Annotated in this window: 17 protein-coding genes and 1 pseudogene; 9 read left to right on the forward strand and 9 right to left on the reverse strand. The window is 74.8% G+C overall.

Annotated elements, in window-relative coordinates; translation table 11 throughout:
- Positions 1-25: 25 nt before the first annotated feature.
- Both ACIBIW_RS09585 and ACIBIW_RS09590 read right to left on the reverse strand, forming a co-directional pair.
- Positions 26-829, reverse strand: coding sequence for an ABC transporter permease (locus ACIBIW_RS09585; protein WP_399333808.1), 804 nt, complete (start codon positions 827-829; stop codon positions 26-28).
- On the reverse strand, positions 826-1,596 hold the full coding sequence (locus ACIBIW_RS09590) for an ABC transporter ATP-binding protein (protein ID WP_399333810.1): 771 nt from the start codon (positions 1,594-1,596) through the stop codon (positions 826-828). The genes ACIBIW_RS09585 and ACIBIW_RS09590 overlap by 4 nt, the downstream gene beginning before the upstream one ends.
- A 227-nt stretch (positions 1,597-1,823) precedes the next feature.
- Between ACIBIW_RS09590 and ACIBIW_RS09595 the strand changes: the two genes are divergently transcribed.
- A complete protein-coding gene (locus ACIBIW_RS09595) occupies positions 1,824-2,810 on the forward strand; it encodes an aldo/keto reductase (protein WP_399333811.1) in 987 nt (328 codons plus the stop codon).
- Positions 2,811-2,969: 159 nt separating this feature from the next.
- The gene (locus ACIBIW_RS09600; protein ID WP_399333813.1) at positions 2,970-3,671 is read left to right on the forward strand and encodes a hypothetical protein; all 702 of its coding nucleotides are present in this window, start codon (positions 2,970-2,972) and stop codon (positions 3,669-3,671) included.
- Positions 3,672-3,719: 48 nt separating this feature from the next.
- On the opposite strand, the gene ACIBIW_RS09605 is transcribed toward ACIBIW_RS09600, so the two are convergent.
- The 3 genes from ACIBIW_RS09605 to ACIBIW_RS09615 form a co-directional block, all read right to left on the reverse strand.
- The gene (locus ACIBIW_RS09605; protein WP_399333815.1) at positions 3,720-4,430 is read right to left on the reverse strand and encodes a FadR/GntR family transcriptional regulator; all 711 of its coding nucleotides are present in this window, start codon (positions 4,428-4,430) and stop codon (positions 3,720-3,722) included.
- Positions 4,431-4,672: 242 nt separating this feature from the next.
- On the reverse strand, positions 4,673-5,833 hold the full coding sequence (locus ACIBIW_RS09610; RefSeq protein ID WP_399333817.1) for an NAD-dependent formate dehydrogenase: 1,161 nt from the start codon (positions 5,831-5,833) through the stop codon (positions 4,673-4,675).
- A gap of 302 nt (positions 5,834-6,135) precedes the next feature.
- Positions 6,136-7,131, reverse strand: coding sequence for a LysR family transcriptional regulator (locus ACIBIW_RS09615; RefSeq protein WP_399333819.1), 996 nt, complete (start codon positions 7,129-7,131; stop codon positions 6,136-6,138).
- A 281-nt stretch (positions 7,132-7,412) separates the two neighbouring features.
- Here ACIBIW_RS09615 and ACIBIW_RS09620 point away from each other — a divergent pair, with 281 nt between their 5' ends.
- The 3 genes from ACIBIW_RS09620 (at position 7,413) to ACIBIW_RS09630 (ending at position 11,574) form a co-directional block, all read left to right on the forward strand.
- Positions 7,413-8,072: a ThuA domain-containing protein gene (locus ACIBIW_RS09620; RefSeq protein WP_399333821.1), complete on the forward strand. Its 660-nt coding sequence runs from the start codon at positions 7,413-7,415 to the stop codon at positions 8,070-8,072.
- Entirely contained in the window at positions 8,057-9,130 is a 1,074-nt protein-coding gene (locus ACIBIW_RS09625) for a Gfo/Idh/MocA family protein (RefSeq protein WP_399333823.1), read from the forward strand. Before ACIBIW_RS09620 ends, ACIBIW_RS09625 begins: the two co-directional genes overlap by 16 nt.
- Before the next feature lie 326 nt (positions 9,131-9,456).
- The gene (locus tag ACIBIW_RS09630; RefSeq protein ID WP_399333825.1) at positions 9,457-11,574 is read left to right on the forward strand and encodes an ROK family protein; all 2,118 of its coding nucleotides are present in this window, start codon (positions 9,457-9,459) and stop codon (positions 11,572-11,574) included.
- A gap of 30 nt (positions 11,575-11,604) precedes the next feature.
- On the opposite strand, the pseudogene ACIBIW_RS09635 reads toward ACIBIW_RS09630, so the two are convergent.
- A pseudogene (locus tag ACIBIW_RS09635) lies at positions 11,605-12,027 on the reverse strand (aldo/keto reductase); the annotation flags it as partial.
- A gap of 200 nt (positions 12,028-12,227) precedes the next feature.
- Positions 12,228-13,103 (reverse strand): aldo/keto reductase family oxidoreductase, encoded by an 876-nt coding sequence (locus tag ACIBIW_RS09640; protein ID WP_399333827.1) that lies wholly within the window; start codon positions 13,101-13,103, stop codon positions 12,228-12,230.
- A 95-nt stretch (positions 13,104-13,198) separates the two neighbouring features.
- Between ACIBIW_RS09640 and ACIBIW_RS09645 the strand changes: the two genes are divergently transcribed.
- From ACIBIW_RS09645 to ACIBIW_RS09660, 4 genes are all read left to right on the forward strand, one after another.
- On the forward strand, positions 13,199-14,071 hold the full coding sequence (locus tag ACIBIW_RS09645; RefSeq protein ID WP_399333829.1) for a LysR family transcriptional regulator: 873 nt from the start codon (positions 13,199-13,201) through the stop codon (positions 14,069-14,071).
- Positions 14,072-14,267: 196 nt separating this feature from the next.
- Positions 14,268-14,789: an excalibur calcium-binding domain-containing protein gene (locus tag ACIBIW_RS09650; RefSeq protein ID WP_399333831.1), complete on the forward strand. Its 522-nt coding sequence runs from the start codon at positions 14,268-14,270 to the stop codon at positions 14,787-14,789.
- 210 nt (positions 14,790-14,999) lie between these two features.
- Positions 15,000-15,758, forward strand: a complete 759-nt coding sequence (locus tag ACIBIW_RS09655) for an SDR family NAD(P)-dependent oxidoreductase (RefSeq protein ID WP_399333833.1) — start codon at positions 15,000-15,002, stop codon at positions 15,756-15,758.
- 117 nt (positions 15,759-15,875) lie between these two features.
- Positions 15,876-16,775: an AraC family transcriptional regulator N-terminal domain-containing protein gene (locus ACIBIW_RS09660; protein WP_399333835.1), complete on the forward strand. Its 900-nt coding sequence runs from the start codon at positions 15,876-15,878 to the stop codon at positions 16,773-16,775.
- 118 nt (positions 16,776-16,893) lie between these two features.
- On the opposite strand, the gene glyA is transcribed toward ACIBIW_RS09660, so the two are convergent.
- Both glyA and ACIBIW_RS09670 read right to left on the reverse strand, forming a co-directional pair.
- The gene (glyA, locus tag ACIBIW_RS09665) at positions 16,894-18,216 is read right to left on the reverse strand and encodes a serine hydroxymethyltransferase (RefSeq protein ID WP_399333837.1); all 1,323 of its coding nucleotides are present in this window, start codon (positions 18,214-18,216) and stop codon (positions 16,894-16,896) included.
- Positions 18,217-18,249: 33 nt separating this feature from the next.
- Positions 18,250-21,441: an AMP-binding protein gene (locus tag ACIBIW_RS09670; protein ID WP_399333839.1), complete on the reverse strand. Its 3,192-nt coding sequence runs from the start codon at positions 21,439-21,441 to the stop codon at positions 18,250-18,252.
- Between the last annotated feature and the right edge of the window lie 4 nt (positions 21,442-21,445).

Raw genomic sequence — 21,445 nt, forward strand, 5'->3', positions numbered from 1 at the left:
CACAGTCTCGCGCCCCGTGCCCGTCTCAGGCATCCCGTCGGCCGATCACCACCGCCCCGGCGGCCAGCGCGAGCGCCGTGTAGAGGCACATCAGGCCGAGGCCGGCCCAGGGCGACAGCATGTCGTGCAGCGGCCTGCTCACCGCCAGGGAGTTCCCGGCGATCAGCGTGGGGAAGAACCTCGCGACGGTGGTCCCGGTGAACCCGGCGGCCATGGCGGGCAGCACCAGGGTGACCCCGACCAGGCCGGCGAGCGCCCCCGCGGTGTGCCGCACGAGCGCGCCGAGGCCGACCCCGATCAGCCCGATCATCGGCAGGTAGAGCCCGGAGAGCAGCACCGCCCGCAGCACACCGCCGTCGCCCAGTTCGGGCTTCGGCACGTCGGGCGAGAGCACGGCCCTGCCGACGAGGAACGTCACCACCGTGACCACCTCGCCCACCACCAGTGAGAGCCCTCCGAACACCGCGGCCTTGGCGCCGAGCAGCAGCGGCCGGTTGGGGACCGCGGCAAGCGTGGTCCTGATCGAGCCCGTCGTGTACTCGCCGGTGACCACCAGCACCCCTACGGCGCCGACGACGAGCTGCCCGAAGGCGATGCCCGCCAGTACGTTGTTGGTCGGGTCGAAGCCCGCGCCGCCGCCCCCGCCGCCGGGCGCCTCGGTGTTCGCCATGGTGACCACCCCGGTGCCGATCATGGTGACCACCACGAGCAGCAGGGCCCACAGCGGCGAGCGCAGGCTGCGCAGCTTGATCCACTCCATCCGGGCCGCGTGCCGCAGCCCCACGCCCCCGGCGCGCGTGCCCGCCGGTGCCGCCGTCGTCGCGCTCATCGCCGCCCCCGTCCGCCCGCGGTGGACCCGGACTCCCGGGTACGCCCCGGCGCAAGGCCCCGGTACTCCGCCCCGTCCCCCGTCAGCCGGAGGAACGCCTCCTCCAGGGTGCCGCCGTCCGCGGTCAGCTCCGCCACCGACGCGTCCGCGACAAGCCGGCCCCGGCCGATCACCAGCAGCCGGTCGGCGGTCAGCGCCATCTCCGCGATGAGATGGCTGGACAGCAGCACCGTCCTGCCCTCCGCCGCCAGCGACCTCACCAGCGTCCTCACCCAGCGCACCCCCTCGGGGTCGAGCCCGTTCACCGGCTCGTCGAGCAGCAGTACCCCGGGGTCGCCGAGCAGCGCCGCCGCGATACCGAGGCGCTGCGCCATCCCCAGCGAGAACTTCCCCGCGCGCCGCTCCGCCACCGAGGCGAGGCCCACGGTCTCCAGCACCTCGTCGACCCGCCCTGCCGCGATGCCGCCGCCCGCGGCCAGCGCCGTCAGATGCGCACGCGCGGTACGCCCCGGGTGGAAGCCGCGCACGTCGAGCAGCGCCCCCACCTCGCGCAGCGGCCACCGCAGCCGCCGGTAGGGGCGGCCCCCGATGTGCGCGTGGCCGGTGTCGGGCCGGTCAAGCCCCATGATCATCCGCATGGTCGTCGACTTGCCCGAGCCGTTGGGGCCGAGGAACCCGGTGACACCGCCGGGCCGCACCGTGAAGTCCAACGCCTCCACGGCCACCTCGGGCCCGTAGCGCTTGGTCAGATTCCGTACGTCGATCATGAGGCTCCCCGTGGCGTTCCAGGCCGTGTCGTCACCGTGCGGGCCGCACACCGCGGCCCCCTACGGCACCTCACGCTAGGCACGCCGTGGCCCCGGCGGATCGCGGCCGACCCCCGTCTTTCCCTGGGGGAATTCCCCCAGGACCGGCAGGCCGCCCGGCCCGGGGCCCATGACATGCTTGCTCACGACACGCACCTCAGGACCACTCACCTCTCGCAGGAGCGCCGTTGTACACCGCACATCCCGACCGGTACGCCGCCATGCCCTACCGCCGCGTCGGCCGCAGCGGTCTGAAGCTGCCCGCGCTCTCCCTCGGCCTGTGGCAGAACTTCGGGCCCGACCGCCCCGCCGAGCGGCAGCGGGACATCCTGCGGCGCGCCTTCGACCTCGGGATCACCCACTTCGACCTGGCGAACAACTACGGCCCGCCGCCGGGCGCCGCCGAGGAGGTCTTCGGCCGGGTGCTGGCGGCCGACCTCGCCCCCTACCGCGACGAGCTGATCGTCTCCACCAAGGCCGGGTACCTGATGTGGCCGGGGCCCTACGGGGAGTTCGGCTCGCGCAAGTACCTGCTGGCCTCCCTCGACCAGAGCCTCGCCAGGACGGGCCTCGACTACGTCGACATCTTCTACTCGCACCGCTTCGACTCGGACACCCCGCTCGAAGAGACCATGGGCGCCCTGCACAGCGCAGTACAGCAGGGCAAGGCGCTGTACGTCGGCGTGTCCAACTACACGCCTGAGCAGACCAGGCGGGCCGCCCGCATCCTGGAAGGACTCGGCACCCCGCTGCTGATCAACCAGCCCCAGTACTCGATGCTCAACCGCACCATCGAGGACGGCCTGGTGGCGGCGCTCGACGAGGTCGGCGCGGGCTGCATCGCGTACTCCCCGCTGGAGCAGGGCCTGCTCACCGGCCGCTACCTCGACGGCATCCCGGCGGACTCCAGGGCGGCGGGCGCGAGCCCCTTCCTCACCCCGGAGCGGCTGACCGGCGAACTCCTCGGCAGGCTGCGCGAGCTGAACACGATCGCCGAGGGCCGCGGCCAGACCCTCGCCCAGATGGCGATCGCCTGGACGATGCGCACCGTGACCTCCGTCCTGATCGGCGCGAGCAGCACCGCCCAGCTCGACGACGGCATCGCCGCCGTCACCGCCCGGGAGTTCTCGGACGAGGATCTTGGCCGCATCGACGCGGTGCTCTCCGGGGCCTGACCCCGCACCGTCGCCCCGGGGCCCGACCCACCCCCTCGGCCGACCGCGGTACTTCGGACGGACCCGCCCGGGCGGCGCCCGCGCGGGTCCGCTCCTAGCGTTCTTCGCGTCGGGGCATCCGCACCGGGTGCCCGTGGTGACGAGCCAAGGAGCGATGCGATGCGGGCGAAGGAGCGTGCCGCCGCGGCGGTGCTCGGCGCGATGGCGATCGCGGCGGCCGCCGCGGTCCCGGCCGCCGCCGCGGCGCCCGCGGGGGACTGCGGGGGCCGCACCGCGGCCGACGGCGCCCGCCCGGTCGCCGCGGTGCGCTGCGCGGGCCCTGCGGCAGGCCCGGACAGGGCCGGGGAGCAACGGGAGGGCGAGGGATGGCGCGAGGAGCCGCCCTCGGGACTGCCGCCCGCCTCCGACTCCGGGTCGGCCGCGGCCGCCGCGGAAGACGCAGCCGACGCAGCCGACGCGGACGACGCGGACGCGTCGGACCCCTACCGCGAGCCGGGCGCGGGCAAGGACCTCGGCTGGGGCGAGTCGCCCCAGTGGGACACACCCCCGGGGCACGACGGCGACGAGGGCGGTGACGGCGGTGGAGGCGGCGGCGAGGACCCGGGCCGCGACCATGGCGCAAAGCCCCCCGGCCACCCCGAGCCCCAGGACCAGCACGGCACCGCGCCGGGCTACGCGGACCACCATCCGCAGGACCCGGCCGAGGACAAGGGCGTCAAGGCAGGGCTCGGCACCGCCGAGAACCCCCTGAGCACCCCTCAGCTCGTGCTCGGCGCCGCGCTGCTGGCGGGCGCCGTCGGCGTCGCCGGCTACCAGGGCGTACGCGCCGGGCGCGCGCGGGCCTGGGGGCGCCGGGCCTGAACACCGGCGTTCGCGCGGGCGTCACGGTCCGGTGCGCGCCGGGGCGCCTCAGGCGTCCGCGCCCGGGCGCACGCGCGCCATACGGCGTCGTACCGGCGCGTAGTGGTCGGCGACCGCCCGGGTGAAGCCGTCGACGTCGCCCGCGCGTGCCGCGTCCACGATGCCCTGGTGGGCGTCGGCCGTCGCCCTCTCGTCGATACGCGCCAGCGACCGCAGCTCGCCGGAGACCACCGCGTACACGTCCCAGAACGCGAGCGAGAGCTGCCCGATCAGCTCGTTGCCGAGCGGCGCCACCAGCAGCGCGTGGAAGGCGCGGTCGGCCTCCACGAAGCCACGCCCCTCGCCGTCGGGGCGCTCCCGCATCCGGCGCACCGTCTCGTCGAGCGCGGCCAGCCGGGGGGCGTCGAGCGCGGCCACGATGCGTTCCGCCATGCCGCGCTCGAACAGCTCCCGCACGTCCACCAGGTCCGCGAGGACGCGCACGTCGTCGCCCGGGCTGAGCAGACCGCGGAAGGTGAGGCTCTCGACCAGCGCGGAGAGGCTGAGGCGGCCGACGTACGTGCCGTGTCCGTGCCGCACCTCGACGATGTCCAGCGCGTCGAGGACCTTCACGGCCTCCCGCACGCTTGAACGGCTCGCGCCGAGCGCGGCGCACAGCTCGGTCTCGGTGGGCAGCGGATCGCCGGGGCGCAGGCGGTTGTCGAGGATGTAACGCTTGATGCCGTCGGCGACCTCCTGGCGCAGGAGCTGCCGCACCATCCGGGGACCGTGCCTGGACGAACTCTCCACGTCTCTGCCCCTCTCGCAGACCTCGCCTACGCTACCAGGGCATCGGACGTCAGATGTATGGTCGGGCGCGCTCACCGGCAACGGGGCGCGGCCCGGGGCCCCGGCCGTGGTGTGCGCGGTCGGCGCCACCGTGGCCGAGACCCGTCGGCGCCGGGGGCGCGGCGCCGGGCCGCCGGGGCGGCCGGGAGGAGCGGCGCGGGGCGCCGCCCGGCTCAGGTGCCGGTGGAGTAGGAGTGCGCGCCCGCGCCCGCGAGCCGTCCGCCGTCCACGATCAGGTACTCGTCCCTGATCGGGGTGCCGGCGAGCCAGGACTCCAGGATCTCCCGGGTGCCCGCCGCGTAGCGGGCCTGCGCGGACAGCGTGGAGCCCGAGATGTGCGGGGTCATGCCCTGGTGCGGCATCGTCCGCCACGGGTGGTCGGCGGGCGCGGGCTGCGGGTACCAGACGTCGCCCGCGTACCCGGCGAGCCTGCCGCTCTCCAGCGCCCTGACCACGGCGTCGCGGTCGGCGATCCTGGCGCGCGCGGTGTTGATGAGGTAGCTGCCGCGCCGCATGCTGCCGAGCAGCGCGTCGTCGAAGAGCCCCTCGGTCTCGGGGTGCAGCGGCGCGTTGACGGTGACCACGTCGCAGTGCGGCACCATCGCGGCGGCCGACTCGTGGAAGGTGAGGTTCAGTTCGCGCTCGACCGACTCCGGCAGCCGGTGCCGGTCGGTGTAGTGCAGCCGCACGTCGAAGGGGGCGAGCCTGCGCAGTACCGCGAGCCCGATCCGGCCCGCCGCGACGGTGCCGACGTCCATGCCCTCCAGGTCGTAGGCGCGCGCGACGGCGTCGGCGATGTTCCAGCCGCCGTCGAGGACGACGCGGTGCGCGGGCAGGTAGTTGCGCACCAGCGACAGGATCATCATCACCACGTGCTCGGCGACGCTGATGCTGTTGGAGTACGTCACCTCGGCGACGGTCACGCCGTGCGCGATGGCCGCGTCCAGGTCGACGTGGTCGGAGCCGATGCCCGCGGTCACGGCGAGCTTCAGCCGGGGCGCGCGGGCGATCCGCTCCGCGGTGAGGTAGGCGGGCCAGAACGGCTGGGAGATCACGACGTCCGCGTCGGCCAGCTCCCGGTCGAAGGCGGAGTCGGCGCCGTCCTTGTCGGAGGTGACCACCAGGGTGTGCCCGGCGGCCTCAAGGAACGGACGGAGACCGAGCGCCCCGGAGACGCTGCCGAGCAGATGGCCGGGGGTGAAGTCGACGGCGCTCGGGGTGGGGGCGGTCTGGCCGTTCGGGTAGTGGTCGATGACGGGGATCGCGTCGCGGGCGTAGGCGGGGGGAAACCCGTCCGCCGGGTCGTCGTAGAGGACGCACAGGATCTTGGCCATGGAGGGCGGCTCCTCAACCGGTCGGATGTCGGGTGGTGCGGGAGCGTGTGCGTCCACGCTCGCCCCGCCCGTGCCCCAGGGTCAAAACGAACGTTTCTATGGGCCGATAGCGATCGGCTATCGACCCCTGCGGGCCCGCGTGCCCGGCCTCCGGGCCGCGGGCGGACCGTGCGAGGCGCGGCCGGGGCCGCATTATTCGAGAGACAGCCGCATTACCCGAGGCAGCCGCATTGCCCGGGAGGTGGTCGCCCGCCGGTACGGGGGCGAGCGCGTCCGGGGTGCTTCCTTCCGGTACCCGGTGCTCAGCCCCCGGCACCCGGGCCCGTGCCGGGGACGGCGGCCTGCCCGGAGTCCGCCGCGAGATGGCTGCGCAGCAGTTCCTCAAGCGCCTCCCGCACCCCCGCCTCCCGTGCCACCGCCAACAGGGCCCGGGGCAGCGGCGGTTCTGGCGTCCGGGCCACCGTCACGAGCCCGACCCGCGCACCGTGGGCCGGACCGGCGAGCGGCAGCACCCGCATGCCCTCGGGCACCCCGAACATGTGCAGCCAGGCGTGCGAGACCACGCTCGACCAGCGGCCCGCCGCCAGATGCGCGTACAGGCCCGCCACGGTGTCGGTCTCGATCGCGGGCCTGGCCGTGACCCCCTCGGCGGCGAAGCACTCGTCGACGATCCTGCGGTTGCGCATCCGCGACGACAGCAGGCACAGCGGCAGCGCCGCCACCCGCGCCCACCGCACCCGCCCGCCCTCGTCCGCGGCGCCCGCACCGCCGAGCGGCCCGTCGACCGGGGTCAGCAGCACATACCGCTCCTCGTACAGCGGGATGGCGCGCATATGGCGCAGCGCGTCGTCGTCCAGGTACGTCATTGCGATGTCGATGTCGAAGTCCCCGAGCCGGCGCACGATGTCCCGGGACGACAGCGACTCCACCAGCGTCACCCGGGTCCCCGGATGCCGCGCGCAGAACGGGGTGGTCAGCAGCGAGGCCACCGTCAGCGCCGTGGGGATGGCGCCGAGCCGCAGCACCCCGGTGAGCCCGCCGCGCAGCTCCGACAGCTCCTGGCGCAGCGTGTCGCGCTCCGCGAGCACCCGGTGCGCCCAGGCGAGCACCCGCTCGCCCTCGGGCGTCAGCCCCTCGAAGCGCTGCCCGCGCCGTACGATCGCCACCCCCAACTCGGCCTCCAGTCTGCGGATTCCGGCGGACAGCGACGGCTGGGACACGTAGCAGACGGCGGCGGCGCGGGCGAAGTGGCGCTCTCGGGCCAGGGCGGTCAGGTACTCCAACTGGCGAAGCAGCATGGCACACCATGGCCCGCCCCCGACGCGCCCGTCCAGACCCGGTTCGCGGCGCAGGCCGTGGCCCGGCGGGGGCCGCCGTGGCGGCCCGGCGGCGGGGGCGTCGGGCGGTGTGTTCTTCCACCGCCGTGACCTGGGTGTTCCGCGGTGCGGCGGCCGAGAACCCATTGCGGTCACCGATCCGAACACACATCCTTACGGGGGCCCGTGCACACCGGGACCGGAGCCGCGGCACCACCGGGGCGGGCCCGTACTGCGACACGAGATGGGAGCGTGCAGCGATCTTGACCAGCAGCGCCCGACGGGCCCTCGTCGTCCGCGGTGGGTGGGAGGGCCACCACCCCGTGACGACCACCGACTCCTTCCTGCCCTTCCTGGAGAGGGAGGGTTTCACCGTGCAGGTGTCCGACTCCCTCGACAGCTACCTGGACGCCGAACTCCTCGCCGCCACCGACCTGGTGGTGCAGTGCTGGACCATGGGCGCCCTCGCCCCCGAGGCGACGGCGGGCCTCGCCGCCGCGGTCCGCGCGGGCACCGGCCTCGCCGGGTGGCACGGCGGCATCGTGGACTCCTTCCGCGGCGACGTCGACTACCACCAGCTCACCGGCGGCCAGTTCCTCATGCACCCGCACGGCATCCACGAGCACGGCGTCACCATCGTGCCCGGGCGCGCCGACCACCCGGTGGTGAAGGGCCTCGGCGACTTCCGCGTCACCACCGAGAAGTACTGGATGCTCACGGACCCGCTCATCGACACCCTCGCCACCACCACCTTCCCCGCCGAGGACACCCGCGACCGCGAGGTCGTCATGCCCGCCGTGTGGACGAGGAACTGGGGCGCGGGCCGGGTGTTCGTGTCCGCCATCGGCCACCGGCCCTCGGACTTCGACGTGCCCGAGGTGCGCACACTGACGGAACGGGGGCTGCTGTGGGCGAGCCGATGAGGGTGGGCCTGGTCGGCGCGGGGAAGATCAGCGGCGCGTATCTCGACACCCTGTCCCGGCTGGACGGCGTGCGGCTGACCGCCGTCACCGACCTCGACCCGGCGCGCGCCGCCGCGGTCGCCGAGCGGGCCGGGGGCGCCGCCGTCGCCGCGTCCGCCGCCGATCTGGTGGCCAGGGACGACGTGGACACCGTGCTGAACCTGACGGTGCCCTCCGCGCACGCCCCGGTGGCGCTCGCCGCGCTCTCCGCCGGCAAGCACGTGTATGGCGAGAAGCCGCTCGCCACCACCCGGGAGGAGGCCACCGCCGTCCTCGGCGCGGCCCGCGCCGCCGGGCTCAGGGTGGCCTGCGCCCCGGACACCGTCCTCGGCACCGGCACCCAGACCGCGCGCGCCGCGGTGGACGAGGGGCTCATCGGCGCCCCGGTCGCCGCCACCGCCTTCATGACCACCCCGGGGCACGAGGCGTGGCACCCCGACCCGGAGTTCTACTACCGGCCGGGCGGCGGCCCGCTGCTCGACATGGGGCCCTACTACCTGTCCGCGCTCGTGCACCTCCTCGGCCCCGTCGTCCGGGTCACGGGGGCCACCGCGAGGCCGCGCTCCGAGCGCGCCGTCGGCAGCGGGCCGCGCGCGGGCACCGTCTTCCCCGTGACCGTGGACACTCATGTCACCGGGGTGCTCGAACACACCGGGGGCGCGCTCACGACCCTGGTGATGAGCTTCGACGTGCACGCGGCCCGGCTGCCGCGCATCGAGGTCCACGGCACCGAGGGCTCCCTGTCCGTGCCCGACCCCAACCGGTTCGACGGGTCCGTCGAACTCTTCCGTGACGGCGAGTGGAGCCCGCAGCCCGTGACGGCCGGATACCGCGACGCGGGGCGCGGCACCGGGCTCCTCGACCTCGCCGCCGCCCTCGCGGACGGCCGCCCGCACCGCGCCTCGGCACAGCTCGCCGCCCATGTGCTGGACGTGATGCTCACCCTGCTCGACGCGGCCCGCCAGGGCCGCTCGCTGCCGGTGTTCAGCATCTGCGAACGCCCGGCCCCGGTGATCTGACCGGGAACGGCCCGGCCGGTGGCCGCGGGACACCCCCCGTGGCCACCGGCTTTTCCACCCCGGACGAGTCAATCGACTTCCTTTACGTACTCGCCTCCCGCCGTGGCCGAAATCCCCTGACGATTCATCCGATGACCGATCCGCGTCCGGGCCCCACGGCTCCAACGATGGAAAACGCGCGGGGCGTTGACGCCGTCACACCGGTGGTTTTACATGGCGGCAGCCGATCGCACCGGAGGGGCCGCCGATGCACGACCACGAGACGTCCGATGGAAAGCGCCCGTCCGCCGAGGGTCACGGCCGACCGCGCACCCACGGGGCGTGCCATGCCTGAGGCGCCCGCAGTCGGGGCCGGGGACACCCGCGCGGTGCTGCGCCGCTGGGCCGCCGCGGACGGCCCGCTGGCCACCAGGGCCCGGGTGGTCCTCCTCGCCGATGAGGGCGTCAGGGACGCGGAGATCGCACGGCGGCTCGGGGTGTCACGGCAGACCGTCGGCACCTGGCGGCACCGCTGGCGCACCGCGGGCCTCGCCGGGCTCGAACAGCGCCCCCGTACCGGAAGGCCCGTCACCGTCGACGAGGCCGAGGTCGTCACCCGGGGCCTGCTCGCGCCCGGCGGCGGCGCGAGCCGCACCGTCGCCCGCGAACTCGGCCTGTCCCACGCCACGGTGGCCGCCGTACGGCGCCGCTGGCGGCTGGTCCCCGGCGCGCCGCCGCGCCCCCGGGTGCCCACGAGACCCCCGCTGCCGGACGCCGACACCTGGGTCATCGGGCTGTACGCGGACCCGTACCACGGAGTCCTGGTCCTCGGGACGGCGCCCGACGAGCCCGCAGCCGGCGCCGCCGACCCGGCGCTCGGCGCCGACGTCCTCGCCTGCCTCGACGGCGCCCTCGACGCCGTACGCGCCACGCCACACGGCACACCGCCCGCCCCCGGCCGTGGCCCCGCCGCCCACCTCGCCGCGGTCGCCGCCCGCCACCCCGGGCTCGCACCGCACGCCGTCACCCTCTGGGGAGACGAACCCCCCGCCACCGACGGCGCGGTGCGCCACCGGCTGCCCGCACGCTCCACCTGGCGCGGGCTGCTGCACGCGCTGGTCGCGCTGGACAGCGCCCGGCACCCCGAGTCGTCCCGCCGGGTCTACCTCGACCTGCTCGCCGCCCTCGAACGCGCCCCGGGCGAGGGCCCGCTGCGCTGGCTGCGCGAGCCAGTGCCCGGCACCGCGCCCCGCGGCGCGGTGCCGCACCCCGGGCCCCCGGGCGGCGACCACCACCCCGATCCCGGCTCGTACAACGAGTGCCTGGTCATCGAGAGCGTACGGCTCGCGGGCGGCGCCACCCGCGGCGAGATCGCCGAACGCACCGGGCTCACCCAGCAGTCGGTCTCCCGCATCGCACGCACCCTGCTGGACCGCGGTGTGCTGATGGAGACCGGCAGACAGCGCACCGGTTCCGGCAAGCCGCGCACCCCGGTACGGGTGCGCCCGGGCGCCGCCCACGCGCTCGGCCTGCATCTGGACCCCGAGGTGCTGACCGCCGTCGTCACCGACCTCGACGGCGCCACGGTGGCGCTCGCCACCCGCCCGGTCGACCCCGGCGCCGCACCCGCCGCCTATGTCGCCGAGGCCGCGGAACTGGCCCGCGAGACACGGGAGACGGCGCGCGGCGCGGTCCGCCCCGACGGGTTCCTCGGGATCGGCGTGGCGGTGCCCGGACCCGTCGACATCGCCTCGGGCACCGTGCTCGGCCCCCCGCTGCTGTCGTCCTGGCGGGACCTGCCCCTGGTGTCGATGCTCAAAGAACACCTCGACTGCCCGGTCGCCGTGGAGAAGGACGCGCTCGCAGCCGCGGCGGGGGAGCGGTGGGTGGGCCGCGACCGCAGGGCACGCGACTTCGCCTACCTCTACCTCGGCACCGGTGTCGGCGCCGGGCTCTGCCTCGGCGGCGACCTGTACCGCGGGGTGAGCGCCAACGCGGGCGAGTTCGGCCAGCTCTGCGCGCTCGCCCTCGGCCGGGTCGACGCGGACGGCCGCCCGGAACTGCTGCCCGAGTGCAACCCGCCCGCCTATGTCGCGGGCCGCGCGGCCTTCGGGGGCCCCGGCGCCTACCACGCGGCGGGCCGGGCCGCGGCGGCCGGGGACCCGGCCGCCCGCGAGACGCTGCGCACCCTCGCGCGCGCCATCGGCCGGGGCGCCCTCGGGCTCGTGGACCTGCTCGACCTCGATCTGATCGTGCTGGGCGGCCCGTTCTTCACCGACGACGTCGCCGGTTTCTACCTCACCGAGATCGCCACGGTCGTCAACGAGTTCCCCACCGCCCGCCGACTGCGCCGCGTGGAGGTGGAACGCGCCCTCCTCAACACGGAGGCCGCCGCCACCGGAGCCGCCTCCACCCTCTTCCACGCGGCGTTCGGCCCGCGGGGCAGGGCGAGGGGCGCACGGTAGCCGCGCACCGCGGCCCGCCCCCGCAGGTCGGGCGGCGCGGCGGTCGCCGGGCGGACGGCGGCGGAGGGCGGGGTCGAGTACGGCGGGCGGTGTGTAGGCCACGTCGTTCGGCCCCGCCTCGGTACCGGGGGGGGTGCGATCTCGTCGATCCGGTCGAGGACGTCGTCGCCCAGCGCGACCTCCGCGCCCGCGAGGAGGCCGTCGAGCTGGTCCATCGTGCGGGGGCCGATGATCGCCGAGGTGACGCCGGGGCGCGCCACGGCGAATGCCATCGCCAGATGGGTCATCGCGTCACAGGAAGGACCTCGCGCTCGATGACGCGGTTGACGATCGAATACGGCGGCTGCTCCGTGCGAGCCCGCGGCGCTCGGCGACCCACGGCGCCTCGACGATCTCGGCCGCGGGGAAGGTCGACGTGCCGATGGCGCGGACCTTGCCGCCGCGGACCGGATCGCGGACAGGGCCGGGCCCCGGGCCCTGGAAGCTCCGCGCGGCTGCTGCCGGCCCGTGGCCTCCATGACACCAGTGGCCACGGCGCCGGGGACAGCACGACCGTGCCGACTCCTTGCCCGATCCTCCCGCCCATGGCAGTGCCGGTGCGGACCCCGACCACGGAGCCGGGAGAGTCTTACGAAGCTTGGCGGGACGGAGCCTCAGCCCCCGATCCCGTCCAGTTCGGCGAGATCCGTGGCGGAGAGCGGGAGTGCCGCGCCCGCGACGTTCTCCCGCAGGTGGGCCACCGACGAGGTGCCGGGGATCAGCAGGATGTTCGGCGACCGCCGCAGCAGCCAGGCCAGTGCCACCGACATCGGTGTCGCGCCCAGCCGGGAGGCCACCGCGGACAGCGCCGTGGACTGTAGCGGGCTGAAGCCGCCGAGCGGGAAGAAGGGCACGTAAGCGACGCCCGCCGCGGCGAGTTCGTCGATCAGCCCGTCGTCCTGGCGGTGGGCGAGGTTGTACATGTTCTGCACACACACGATCGGCGCGATCGCCCGCGCCTCGGCGACCTGCTCCGCCGTCACGTTGCTCACCCCGAGGTGCCGGATCAGGCCCTGCCGCCGGAGTTCGACGAGGGCCCCGAAGGGCTCGGCGAGCGAACCGGGCCTGGTGCCCTGGGCGTCGCCGAGCCGCAGGTTGACCACGTCGAGCGCGTCGACGCCCAGGTCCTCCAGGTTCTCGTGGACGGCGCGCCGCAGGTCCTCGGGCCTGAGGGCGGGCGGCCAGCCGCCCTGCGCGTCGCGGTCGGCGCCGACCTTGGTCACGAGGTGCAGCGCCTCGGGGTAGGGGTGCAGCGCCTCGCGGATCAGCCGGTTGGTGACGCGCGGGCCGTACGCGCCCGCCGTGTCGACATGGGTGATGCCGAGGGCGACGGCCTCGCGCAGGACGGCGAGCGCGCCGTCGTGGTCGGCGGGCGGGCCCATCACCCCGGGTCCCGTGAGCTGCATGGCGCCGTAGCCGACGCGGGTGACGGTCAGATCGCCCAGGTTCCAGGTGCCGCCGGGGGAGGACGCCATCGTCGTTTCGTTCATGGAGCCGATGTTCGCCCGCGCACCGGGGCCGGGGCCAATACCGATGCGGTTCCGTGTGATACCCGTTCGGTATCACCGGGCGGTACGCTGCGGGGATGGACGCCCTGGACGTGCTGGAGACCCGTGAGCTGAGGTACTTCGTGGCCGTGGCCGAGGAGCTGCACTTCGGCCGCGCCGCCGACCGCCTCGGCATGGCCCAGCCGCCGCTGTCCCGGGCGGTCCAGCGGCTGGAGCGGCGCCTCGGCGTCTGCCTGTTCCGGCGCAACCGCCGCGGTGTCCGGCTGACCGGCGCGGGCGAGATGCTGCTGCACGAGGGGCGCGCGGCCCTGGACGCGACCGCGGCGGCCGCCCGCCGCACCCGCCGCGCGGGCGCCGCCACAGGACCCGGCGGCTCCCGCGACCGCCTGGTGCTCGCGGTGAAGGCGGGCGCCTCCCACGAGCTGCTGCACAAGCTCCTCGACGCCTACGCGGCCGAGCCGGACGCCGCCGAGGTCGAGGTGCTGCCGAGCGGCATGTGCGAACAGGAGGGCATGTTGCGCGACGGCCGCGCCGACGTGGCGCTGATGCACGCGCCGTTCAACTCCCTCGCCGGTTTCGACAGCGAGGTGCTGATGACCGAGGGGCAGAGCGCCGTCCTTCCCGCCGGGCACCCCCTCGCCGCACACCCGAGCCTCACGCTGGCCGACATCGCCGACGTCCCCGGTCTGCCGCCCGCCCGCTGGCCCCGCCACGGCGGCTACCCGCCGGGACCGGGACCGGAGGTCCACGACCTGACCCAGCTCGCCCAACTGATCGCCCTCGGCCGCACCATGGCCGTCTTGCCCGACTCCGCCCAGACCTGGCTGTGGGCCGGGCACACCGCCGTCCCCCTCGCCGACGCGCCCCCCGTCACCACCCACATCGCCTGGCCCGCCCACAGCGGCTCCCTCCCCCTCGCCGCCCTGATCCGCACGGCCGTACGGCTCTGACGAGTTGGGCCCGCGCCGCTCGGGTACGCCCCGCAGCCGTGCCCGCCGCGGCAGCGGTGCGGCGGTGTCCGACTCGGCCTCCCTGCCCCGATACCGAACACACGGTCACAAAACCATCACCTCTCTTCACTGTTCCCCCATATCTCCCCGGACGGCGCTAGCGTCGGCGTCCCTCACATCGTCGAGGGGGGAGCAGATGTCGCATCCGTACACAACTCCGGGGCCGCCGGGGCCCGTTCCGAGGACTCCTGACAGCAGGCCGCTGTACCGGCGCAAGCGGGTGTGGGCCGGGGCCGTGGTCCTGGTGGCGGTCGGGGTGCTCATGGGGGTCGGGGGCTCCGGGTCCGACTCCGGGTCCGGCAGCGCCCAGGCGGCGCCCGCCGAGGCCACCGTGACGGCCACCGCCACCACCACAGAGACGGCCGAGCCGGAGCCCGGCCCCACCGTGACACGTACCGTCACGGCGAAGCCGGAGCCCGCGCCCACCGTGACCGTCACCAGGGCGGCGCCCGCAGGGAGCGGTTCCGGATCGTCCGGCGGCAGCGGCGGCGGCAGTAGTGGCAGCGGCGGCAGCAGTGGCGGCGGGGGAGGGGGTGCCAGCGTCTACTACCGCAACTGCGACGACGCCCGGGCACACGGAGCCGCGCCCGTCCATCGGGGCGACCCCGGATATGCCCCGCACCTCGACCGGGACGGGGACGGCGTGGGCTGTGAATAGGCCCCGCGGCGAGGGAAGTTGAGCCGCGCCCCCGGGCATCCACACCCCGGGGGCGTACCGCGGGTCCGCACGTCCCCGTATGCCGGACTGGGAGTTTTGGGCAAGAGGTCGAGAGGATCGTTCTTTCCGCGGCCCCGGCGCGGCGGTTGTCTGGGAACAGCACGTTTTCGGTACGGGGTTCCCGGACTCCGCAAGCTCAGGAGGCACGTCATGAAGGTAGCCGTCGTCACGGGCGCCAGCTCGGGCATCGGTCGGAGCGCGGCTCTCCATATCGCACGGCGAGGCGTCGGCGTCGTCCTCACATACAGCTCCAACGAGCGGGGCGCCAAGGACACCATCGCGAGGATCGAGCAACAGGGCGGCACCGCGGTGGCGCTCCGGCTCGAACTCGGCGACACCGCGCAATTCCCCGCCTTCCAGGAGGCCGTGGCCGCCGCATTGCGCGAGAACTTCCAGCGGGACTCCTTCGACCATCTGGTCAACAACGCCGGATTCGCCGGCATGGCGATGATCGAGGACACCCGCGAGGAAGAGTTCGACCGGCTCACCCGTGGGCTGTTCAAGGGACCGTTCTTCCTCACCCAGGCCCTGCTGCCGCTCATGGCCGACGGCGGCGCCGTCGTCAACCTGACGAGCAACGCCACGCTTCCCCAGGTGACCGCGCCGGGATACGCCGTCTACGCGGCCCTCAAGGGCGCCGTGGTGGTGCTCACCCGCTATATGGCCAAGGAGTTCAGCGCCCGCGGCATCCGGGTCAACTCCGTCGCCCCGGGGGCGACGGTCACCCGTTTCGCCGACGACGCCTTCAGCAGGAATCCGGAGATCATCCCGGAGCTGGCGAAGACGTTCGCCCTGGGGCGGGTGGGCGAGCCCGACGACATCGGCGCCGTCATCGCCATGCTGGTCTCGGAGGAGGGCCGGTGGATCACCGGCCAGGACCTGGAGGTCTCCGGCGGCCAGAACCTCTGACACCGGCCCCCGCGGTGGGTGGGGCCACCCGCACCGCGGCGTACGGGCGGCCCCAGCCCCATGCACGATCCTGCCGCCATCAAGGCAGCGGCGGGTGTTCCGTGCAAGACTGGCGCCATGTCTCCGCTGGACGAGATGCGTGAGTTGCTGCACCGGCACGCGCGCGCCGACATGACCACACCGATCGACGGTGTCCAGGCATGCAGGTTCGACCGTCCCGACGCCGCGACGGCGGGCATGTCAGGGACCGTGCTCGCGGTGATCGCCCAGGGCGGCAAGCGACTCGCCCTGGGCGAGCGCCTGTATGAGTACGGGCCCGGCCAGTACCTCGTCGCCTCCGCCGACCTCCCCGTCACCGGGCACGTCCTCGACACCGGACAGCCCACCCTCGGCTTCGGCATGACCCTCAGCCCCACCGTCATCGCCGAGCTGCTGTGGGAAGCCGACCCCCGGGACCTGCCGGCCCCGGCGCGCGCCGCGCCACCCGGCATCGCGGTCTCCACGGCCCCGGCCCCGCTGCTTGACGCCATCGTGCGCCTGCTGCGGCTCCTCGACCGGCCCGCCGACCGCAAGATCCTCGCCCCCATGGTCACGCGCGAGATCCTCTGGCACCTCCTGCGCGGCGAGCAGGGGCCCGCCATCCGCCAACTCGGCCTCGTCGACAGCGGCCTTGCGCACATCAACCGCGCGGTGCAGCAGATCCGGGAGGACTACGCCCACTCCTTCCGGGTGGCGGAGCTGGCGCGTACCGCGGGCATGAGCGTGTCCGCCTTCCACCGCAACTTCCAGGCGGTGACGGGCATGAGCCCCATCCAGTTCCAGAAGCGCATCCGCCTCCAGGAGGCCCGGCTCCTCCTGGCCGGCCACCCCTCCGACATCACCGGTGTCGGCCTCAGCGTCGGCTATGAAAGCCCCTCCCAGTTCAGCCGCGAATACCGCCGCATGTTCGGCGTACCGCCCAGCAAGGACAACAACGTCGGGACCCCCTCGCCCCCACACGCCACAGCCCTGCCCTGACGGTCTGCCCGCCCGACGCCCCCGCCCCCCCGGGGCGACCGCCGGACGGGCGGAGAGCGGCCCCGCAGCGCACCGGTGGGGGTGACGTGACGGCCTCGGCAGGACCCCGGGCCGTGGGTCAGGGCGAGGAGAGCGGGTCGCGACCGTATGTGAGGGCCCGGTAGATCGGGTACTTGTCGGCCAGCACCGCGACCCGCTTGCGCAGCACGCGCGACGACTCGTCGTCGAAGCCCGACAGCAGCGCCTCCGCGAGCACGTCGGCGAGCAGGAGGAAGTCGTCCCGGGCGAAGCCCCGGGTCGCCAGCGCGGAGGTGCCGAGACGCAGCCCGGAGGTGACCAGGGGCGGCCGGGTGTCGAAGGGCACGGTGTTGCGGTTGACGGTGACCCCGATGGCCCGGAGCCGGTCCTCGGCCTGCTTTCCGGTCATCGCCGAGCCCCGCAGGTCGACCAGCAGCATATGGACGTCCGTACCGCCGCTGAGGACCGTGATGCCCTCCGCCGCGACGTCGGGACGCGAAAGCCGCTCCGCGATGATCCGTGCGCCCTCCACCGTACGGCGCTGACCGTCCCGGAAGTCCGCACTTGCCGCGATCTTGAACGCCACCGCCTTGGCGGCGATGGTGTGGGCCAGCGGGGCCGCCTGCTGCCCGGGGAACACCGCCGTGTCGATGCGGTCGGCGAGCGCCCCGGCGCAGAGGATCATGCCGCCGCGCGGGCCGCCGAGCGTCTTGTGCGTGGTGGAGGTGACCACGTGCGCGTACGGCACCGGGCTGGGGTGCACACCGGCTGCCACAAGCCCGGCGAAGTGCGCCATGTCGACCATCAGACTGGCCCCGACCTCGTCGGCGATCGCACGGAAGGCCGCGAAGTCGAGCCGGCGCGGATAGGCCGACCAGCCCGCGACGATCAGCCGGGGGCGGTGCTCCCTGGCCAGCCGCGCGACCTCCGCCATATCGACCGTGGAGTCCTCCCGACGCACGTGGTAGGCCACACACCGGTAGAACCTCGCGGAGAAGTTCAGCCGCATGCCGTGGGTGAGATGGCCGCCGTGCGCGAGGTCCATCGCGAGGATCGTGTCACCGGGGTCGAGGAGCGCGTCGTACACGGCGGCGTTCGCCTGCGCCCCCGAGTGCGGCTGTACGTTGGCGTGGTCGGCGCCGAACAGGGCCTTCGCCCGCGCCACCGCCAAGTGCTCCACGGCGTCGACGTGTTCGCAGCCGCTACAGTAACGCCGCCCGGCGTAGCCCTCGGCCAGCTTGTTCATGAACACCGACCCCTGCGCCGCCATGACCGCCCCGTGCGTGTAGCTCTCCGAGGCGATCATGCTCAGGGTGGACCGCTGCCTGTTCAGCTCGCCGGAGAGTTCACCTGCGACCTCGGGGTCGACCTCCAGCAGCGTGCGGTCGACGACCGCCGTCGGAGAGTGCGCGAGACTCATCATGGGGCCTTTCTTGAACAGTCGTTGAGGGTGTGGTCACAGCAGTGCGCCGTTGACGCGGGCGAGTTCGCGCACCGTCTGTACGAACTCGCCGAGGACCGGGGCGGTGAACACCGCGTCGTCGGGCAGGGGCAGCGCCAGTCCGGCGCGCAGCCCGGCCGCCAGGCCGACCGCGTCGTCCGGTGTGCCGCCCCGCTCGAAGAAGTGGTCGTCGGCCCGTGGCTCCGCGGTGTCCAGGGCCGCCGTCCAGGCGGTCGCCACCGCCTTCTCCACCGGCCCTGCGTCGGCACGGAACCCGTTACGGGCCTGGTGGGCGGCGAAGACGTCCCGCAGCCTCGCGCGGTCGAGCTTGCCCACGGCGGTGACGGGCAGTTCGTCCAGCTCCAGGATGTGCGCGGGCAGCGCGGCCGCGGGAAGGTGCGCGCGCAGCGCGCGCCGCACCTCCCCGGCGGCGCCGCCGTGCCCGTCCTCGGGCACGAGGAAGGCGACCGTGCGCGGTGGCCCCCCGGGGCGCGGCGTCGACACGACCGCCGAGGCCCGCACCCCGGGCTGCCGTGACAGCAGCGCGTTCAGCCGCGCCGAACCGGCCGCCGTACTCGGGTCCTTCGCCCCGTCGGTCACCCGTCCCAGCACCTCCAGGGTGCCGTCCGCGCGGCGCCGGGCGAGGTCGTCGGTGCTGAACACCGCGTCGTGGGCGCTCCCGTGGAAGGGGGAGCAGACGGCGCCCGGGCCGCTGCCCCCGAGGTAGCCGTGGGTGGGGTGGGCGGTCCGAATGGACACCCGGCCGACCTCGCCGGTGCCGCAGGGCGAGCCGTCCGGCGCCGACAGCAGGAGCCCGGCGCCCGGCATGCCGGTCCCCGCGGGGTGCACCAGGTCGTCGCAGCCGTGGTCCACGCGGTGGAACGCCTGGATCATCGTGCATTCGCTGGTGCCGTACAGGTTGACCAGGTGGGCGTCGGGGGCGAGGCGGTGCCATGGCCGGGTCAGCCCGCTGTTCAGCGGCTCGCCCGAGAAGAACAGGCGGCGCAGCGCGGGCAGCCGCCCGACGCGCCCCGCCTCCCGCAGCCAGCGGGACGACAGCGAGGGCATGGTGTGCACGGAGGCGATCGCGGCGTCCCGCAGCCACCCCAGGACGGCCGCTCCCGTGGGCTCCAGCGGGGGCGGTGGCACGTACAGGGTGGCTCCGCTGATGAGCGGGGTGACGATGTCGCGCAGCACACCGTCCGTGAACAGGCTGGTGAGCTGGGCGCATCGGTCACCGGGCGCGAACCCGAAGGCGTCGCGCTGCCACAGCACGAAGTGCGACAGGCTGTCGTGCCGCCCCAGCAGGGCCTTGGGGGCGCCCGTGGTACCCGAGGTGAAGTTGATGTAGGCGGCGGACGGCTCGGCGAAGGAACGGTCGGGGCCACGGCCCCGGCGCAGGACGGCGAGACCGGCGTCGGCCGAGTGCACCACCACGTTGTCGACGGCCTCACCGGCCGCGTCCAGGTCCCGTGCCGACGGTGGCCCGCCGACCACGAGCAGCGTCTGCGCCCGCGACACGGTCAGCCGTGCGGCGCTCTCCCCGGCCGACAGCGCGGCGTCGACGAGGACCGGAATCCCACCGGCCTGCCACACCCCGAGGAGGGTCGCGTAGAGCGAGAACCCGCGGTCCGCGGTGCGCACGGCGACGACCTCGCCGGGGCGCACGTCGAGCGCCCGCAGGGTCCCGGCGACCTCGCAGGCACGCTCCGCCAGGGCGCCGTACGACCAGGACCGGTCGCCCCGTACCACCGCCGCCGTGTGGGGCGCATCGGCGGCCGCCTCCCGGAACAGATCCACCACCTGCGGATACCGGGACCGCGGCCGCCTGAGGTGTGCCGCGGCGGCGTCCTGTCGCGGCGGCTCCAGGGGCCCGGGGCCGGGACGGCCCGCGGTGCGGGCGAGCAGGGTCAGGTACGCGGAGAGGAAGGTGTCGACGAACCCCGGGCTGTACAGCTCACCGGGGTAACGCACCTCGACGCGGAAGTCGGCCCCGTCCGGGAGCACCCGCACCGCCAGCGGGCACTCCGCGAGCGGCCGCGCGATGTCACGCACCACCATCCGCAGGCCCGCAGCGTCGCGGGCCGGTGGCATGTCGCTCCCGACATCGAACGTGACACCGGCGAGCGGGGCGCGGTCGGCGTAGCTCTCCGGCGCCCGCGCGGCCACCAGGGCGTCCACCGGTATGTGCCGGTGGGCCACGGCGGCGCGCACCTCCTCGTACTGGACGCCGAGGAACTCGCGGAAGGCCAGGCTCCGCAGCGGGTCGGCGCGCACCACCACGGCGTTCTCGAAGGGGCCCACGCGCCCGCGGTCGTCCGGGCAGCGGCCGGACACCGGGAGCGCGACGGCCGTCTCGTCCTCGCCGGTGAAACGGGTCAGCGACCGTACGAAGACCGCGAGCAGCACCACCGGCAGCGGCGCCACGTCAGCGAACCGCGCGGCCAGAGCGGCGACGGTCGCGCCGTCCAGGGGGAGGGAGCGCCGCTCCTCATGCGTCGGGCCCGCGGGGCCCGGCCTGTCGGGCGGGGGGATGCTGCCGCGGGGAGTACGCCGCAGCCGGTCGGCCCAGTGGCCGGGGGCGGCGTCGTGGGCGGCGCGGTCCGGAGGACGGCGCACCGGAGCGGCCGTCGGCTCCTCGCCGCCCGCGAGCGCCGCGTAGCCCGCCGACAGGGCCTCGAACAGCAGCCCGGCCGACCGGACGTCCGCGAAGGACCGGCGGCACACCAGCACCAGCACATGCTCGGCCGCGCCCACCCGCAGCAGCGTGGCGCGCACCGGGGGGCCGTCGAGCGGCGGCAGCGGCCGGGACAGCGCCTCGCGCGCCCACGCCCACGTCTCCTCGGGTGCCGGTGCCGGTGCCGGTGCCGGTGTGGGTGTGGGTGTGGGTGCGGTGTGCGGCCCGGCCCGGTCGGCGACGTCGAACGCGACCGGGCCCCGGCCCGCGGTGTCCGCGCTCCCGGCGGGCGCCTCGGCGTGTGCGGTGACCGCCAGGTCGAGCGCGCGCCGCAGGAGGGGTACGTCGAGCGGCCCCGTCAGGTCCACTACGAGATGGGTGCTGTCCCATACGTCGTCGGGCCGCGCCCGCGCCAGGAGAGCGCACCGGCGCCGGCCGTGGGGGCCGCTCGCGCGGTGCGCGGCGGCGGTGTCCCCGGTTGGCCCCTCCCACACGGTGGTCGCGGCGTCGGGCGGGCTTTCCGCGTTCATGGTG

The organism is Streptomyces sp. NPDC050560, assembly GCF_044457285.1.
GTDB lineage: Bacteria > Actinomycetota > Actinomycetes > Streptomycetales > Streptomycetaceae > Streptomyces.

Coding starts and splice junctions, on each gene's coding strand:
- ACIBIW_RS09585 (WP_399333808.1), bottom strand. CDS start 829: ATGAGCGCGACGACGGCGGCACCGGCGGGCACGCGCGCCGGGGGCGTG.
- ACIBIW_RS09590 (WP_399333810.1), bottom strand. CDS start 1,596: ATGATCGACGTACGGAATCTGACCAAGCGCTACGGGCCCGAGGTGGCC.
- ACIBIW_RS09600 (WP_399333813.1), top strand. CDS start 2,970: ATGCGGGCGAAGGAGCGTGCCGCCGCGGCGGTGCTCGGCGCGATGGCG.
- ACIBIW_RS09605 (WP_399333815.1), bottom strand. CDS start 4,430: ATGGTGCGGCAGCTCCTGCGCCAGGAGGTCGCCGACGGCATCAAGCGT.
- ACIBIW_RS09610 (WP_399333817.1), bottom strand. CDS start 5,833: ATGGCCAAGATCCTGTGCGTCCTCTACGACGACCCGGCGGACGGGTTT.
- ACIBIW_RS09615 (WP_399333819.1), bottom strand. CDS start 7,131: ATGCTGCTTCGCCAGTTGGAGTACCTGACCGCCCTGGCCCGAGAGCGC.
- ACIBIW_RS09630 (WP_399333825.1), top strand. CDS start 9,457: ATGCCTGAGGCGCCCGCAGTCGGGGCCGGGGACACCCGCGCGGTGCTG.
- ACIBIW_RS09640 (WP_399333827.1), bottom strand. CDS start 13,103: ATGAACGAAACGACGATGGCGTCCTCCCCCGGCGGCACCTGGAACCTG.
- ACIBIW_RS09645 (WP_399333829.1), top strand. CDS start 13,199: ATGGACGCCCTGGACGTGCTGGAGACCCGTGAGCTGAGGTACTTCGTG.
- ACIBIW_RS09650 (WP_399333831.1), top strand. CDS start 14,268: ATGTCGCATCCGTACACAACTCCGGGGCCGCCGGGGCCCGTTCCGAGG.
- ACIBIW_RS09655 (WP_399333833.1), top strand. CDS start 15,000: ATGAAGGTAGCCGTCGTCACGGGCGCCAGCTCGGGCATCGGTCGGAGC.
- ACIBIW_RS09660 (WP_399333835.1), top strand. CDS start 15,876: ATGTCTCCGCTGGACGAGATGCGTGAGTTGCTGCACCGGCACGCGCGC.
- glyA (WP_399333837.1), bottom strand. CDS start 18,216: ATGATGAGTCTCGCGCACTCTCCGACGGCGGTCGTCGACCGCACGCTG.
- ACIBIW_RS09670 (WP_399333839.1), bottom strand. CDS start 21,441: ATGAACGCGGAAAGCCCGCCCGACGCCGCGACCACCGTGTGGGAGGGG.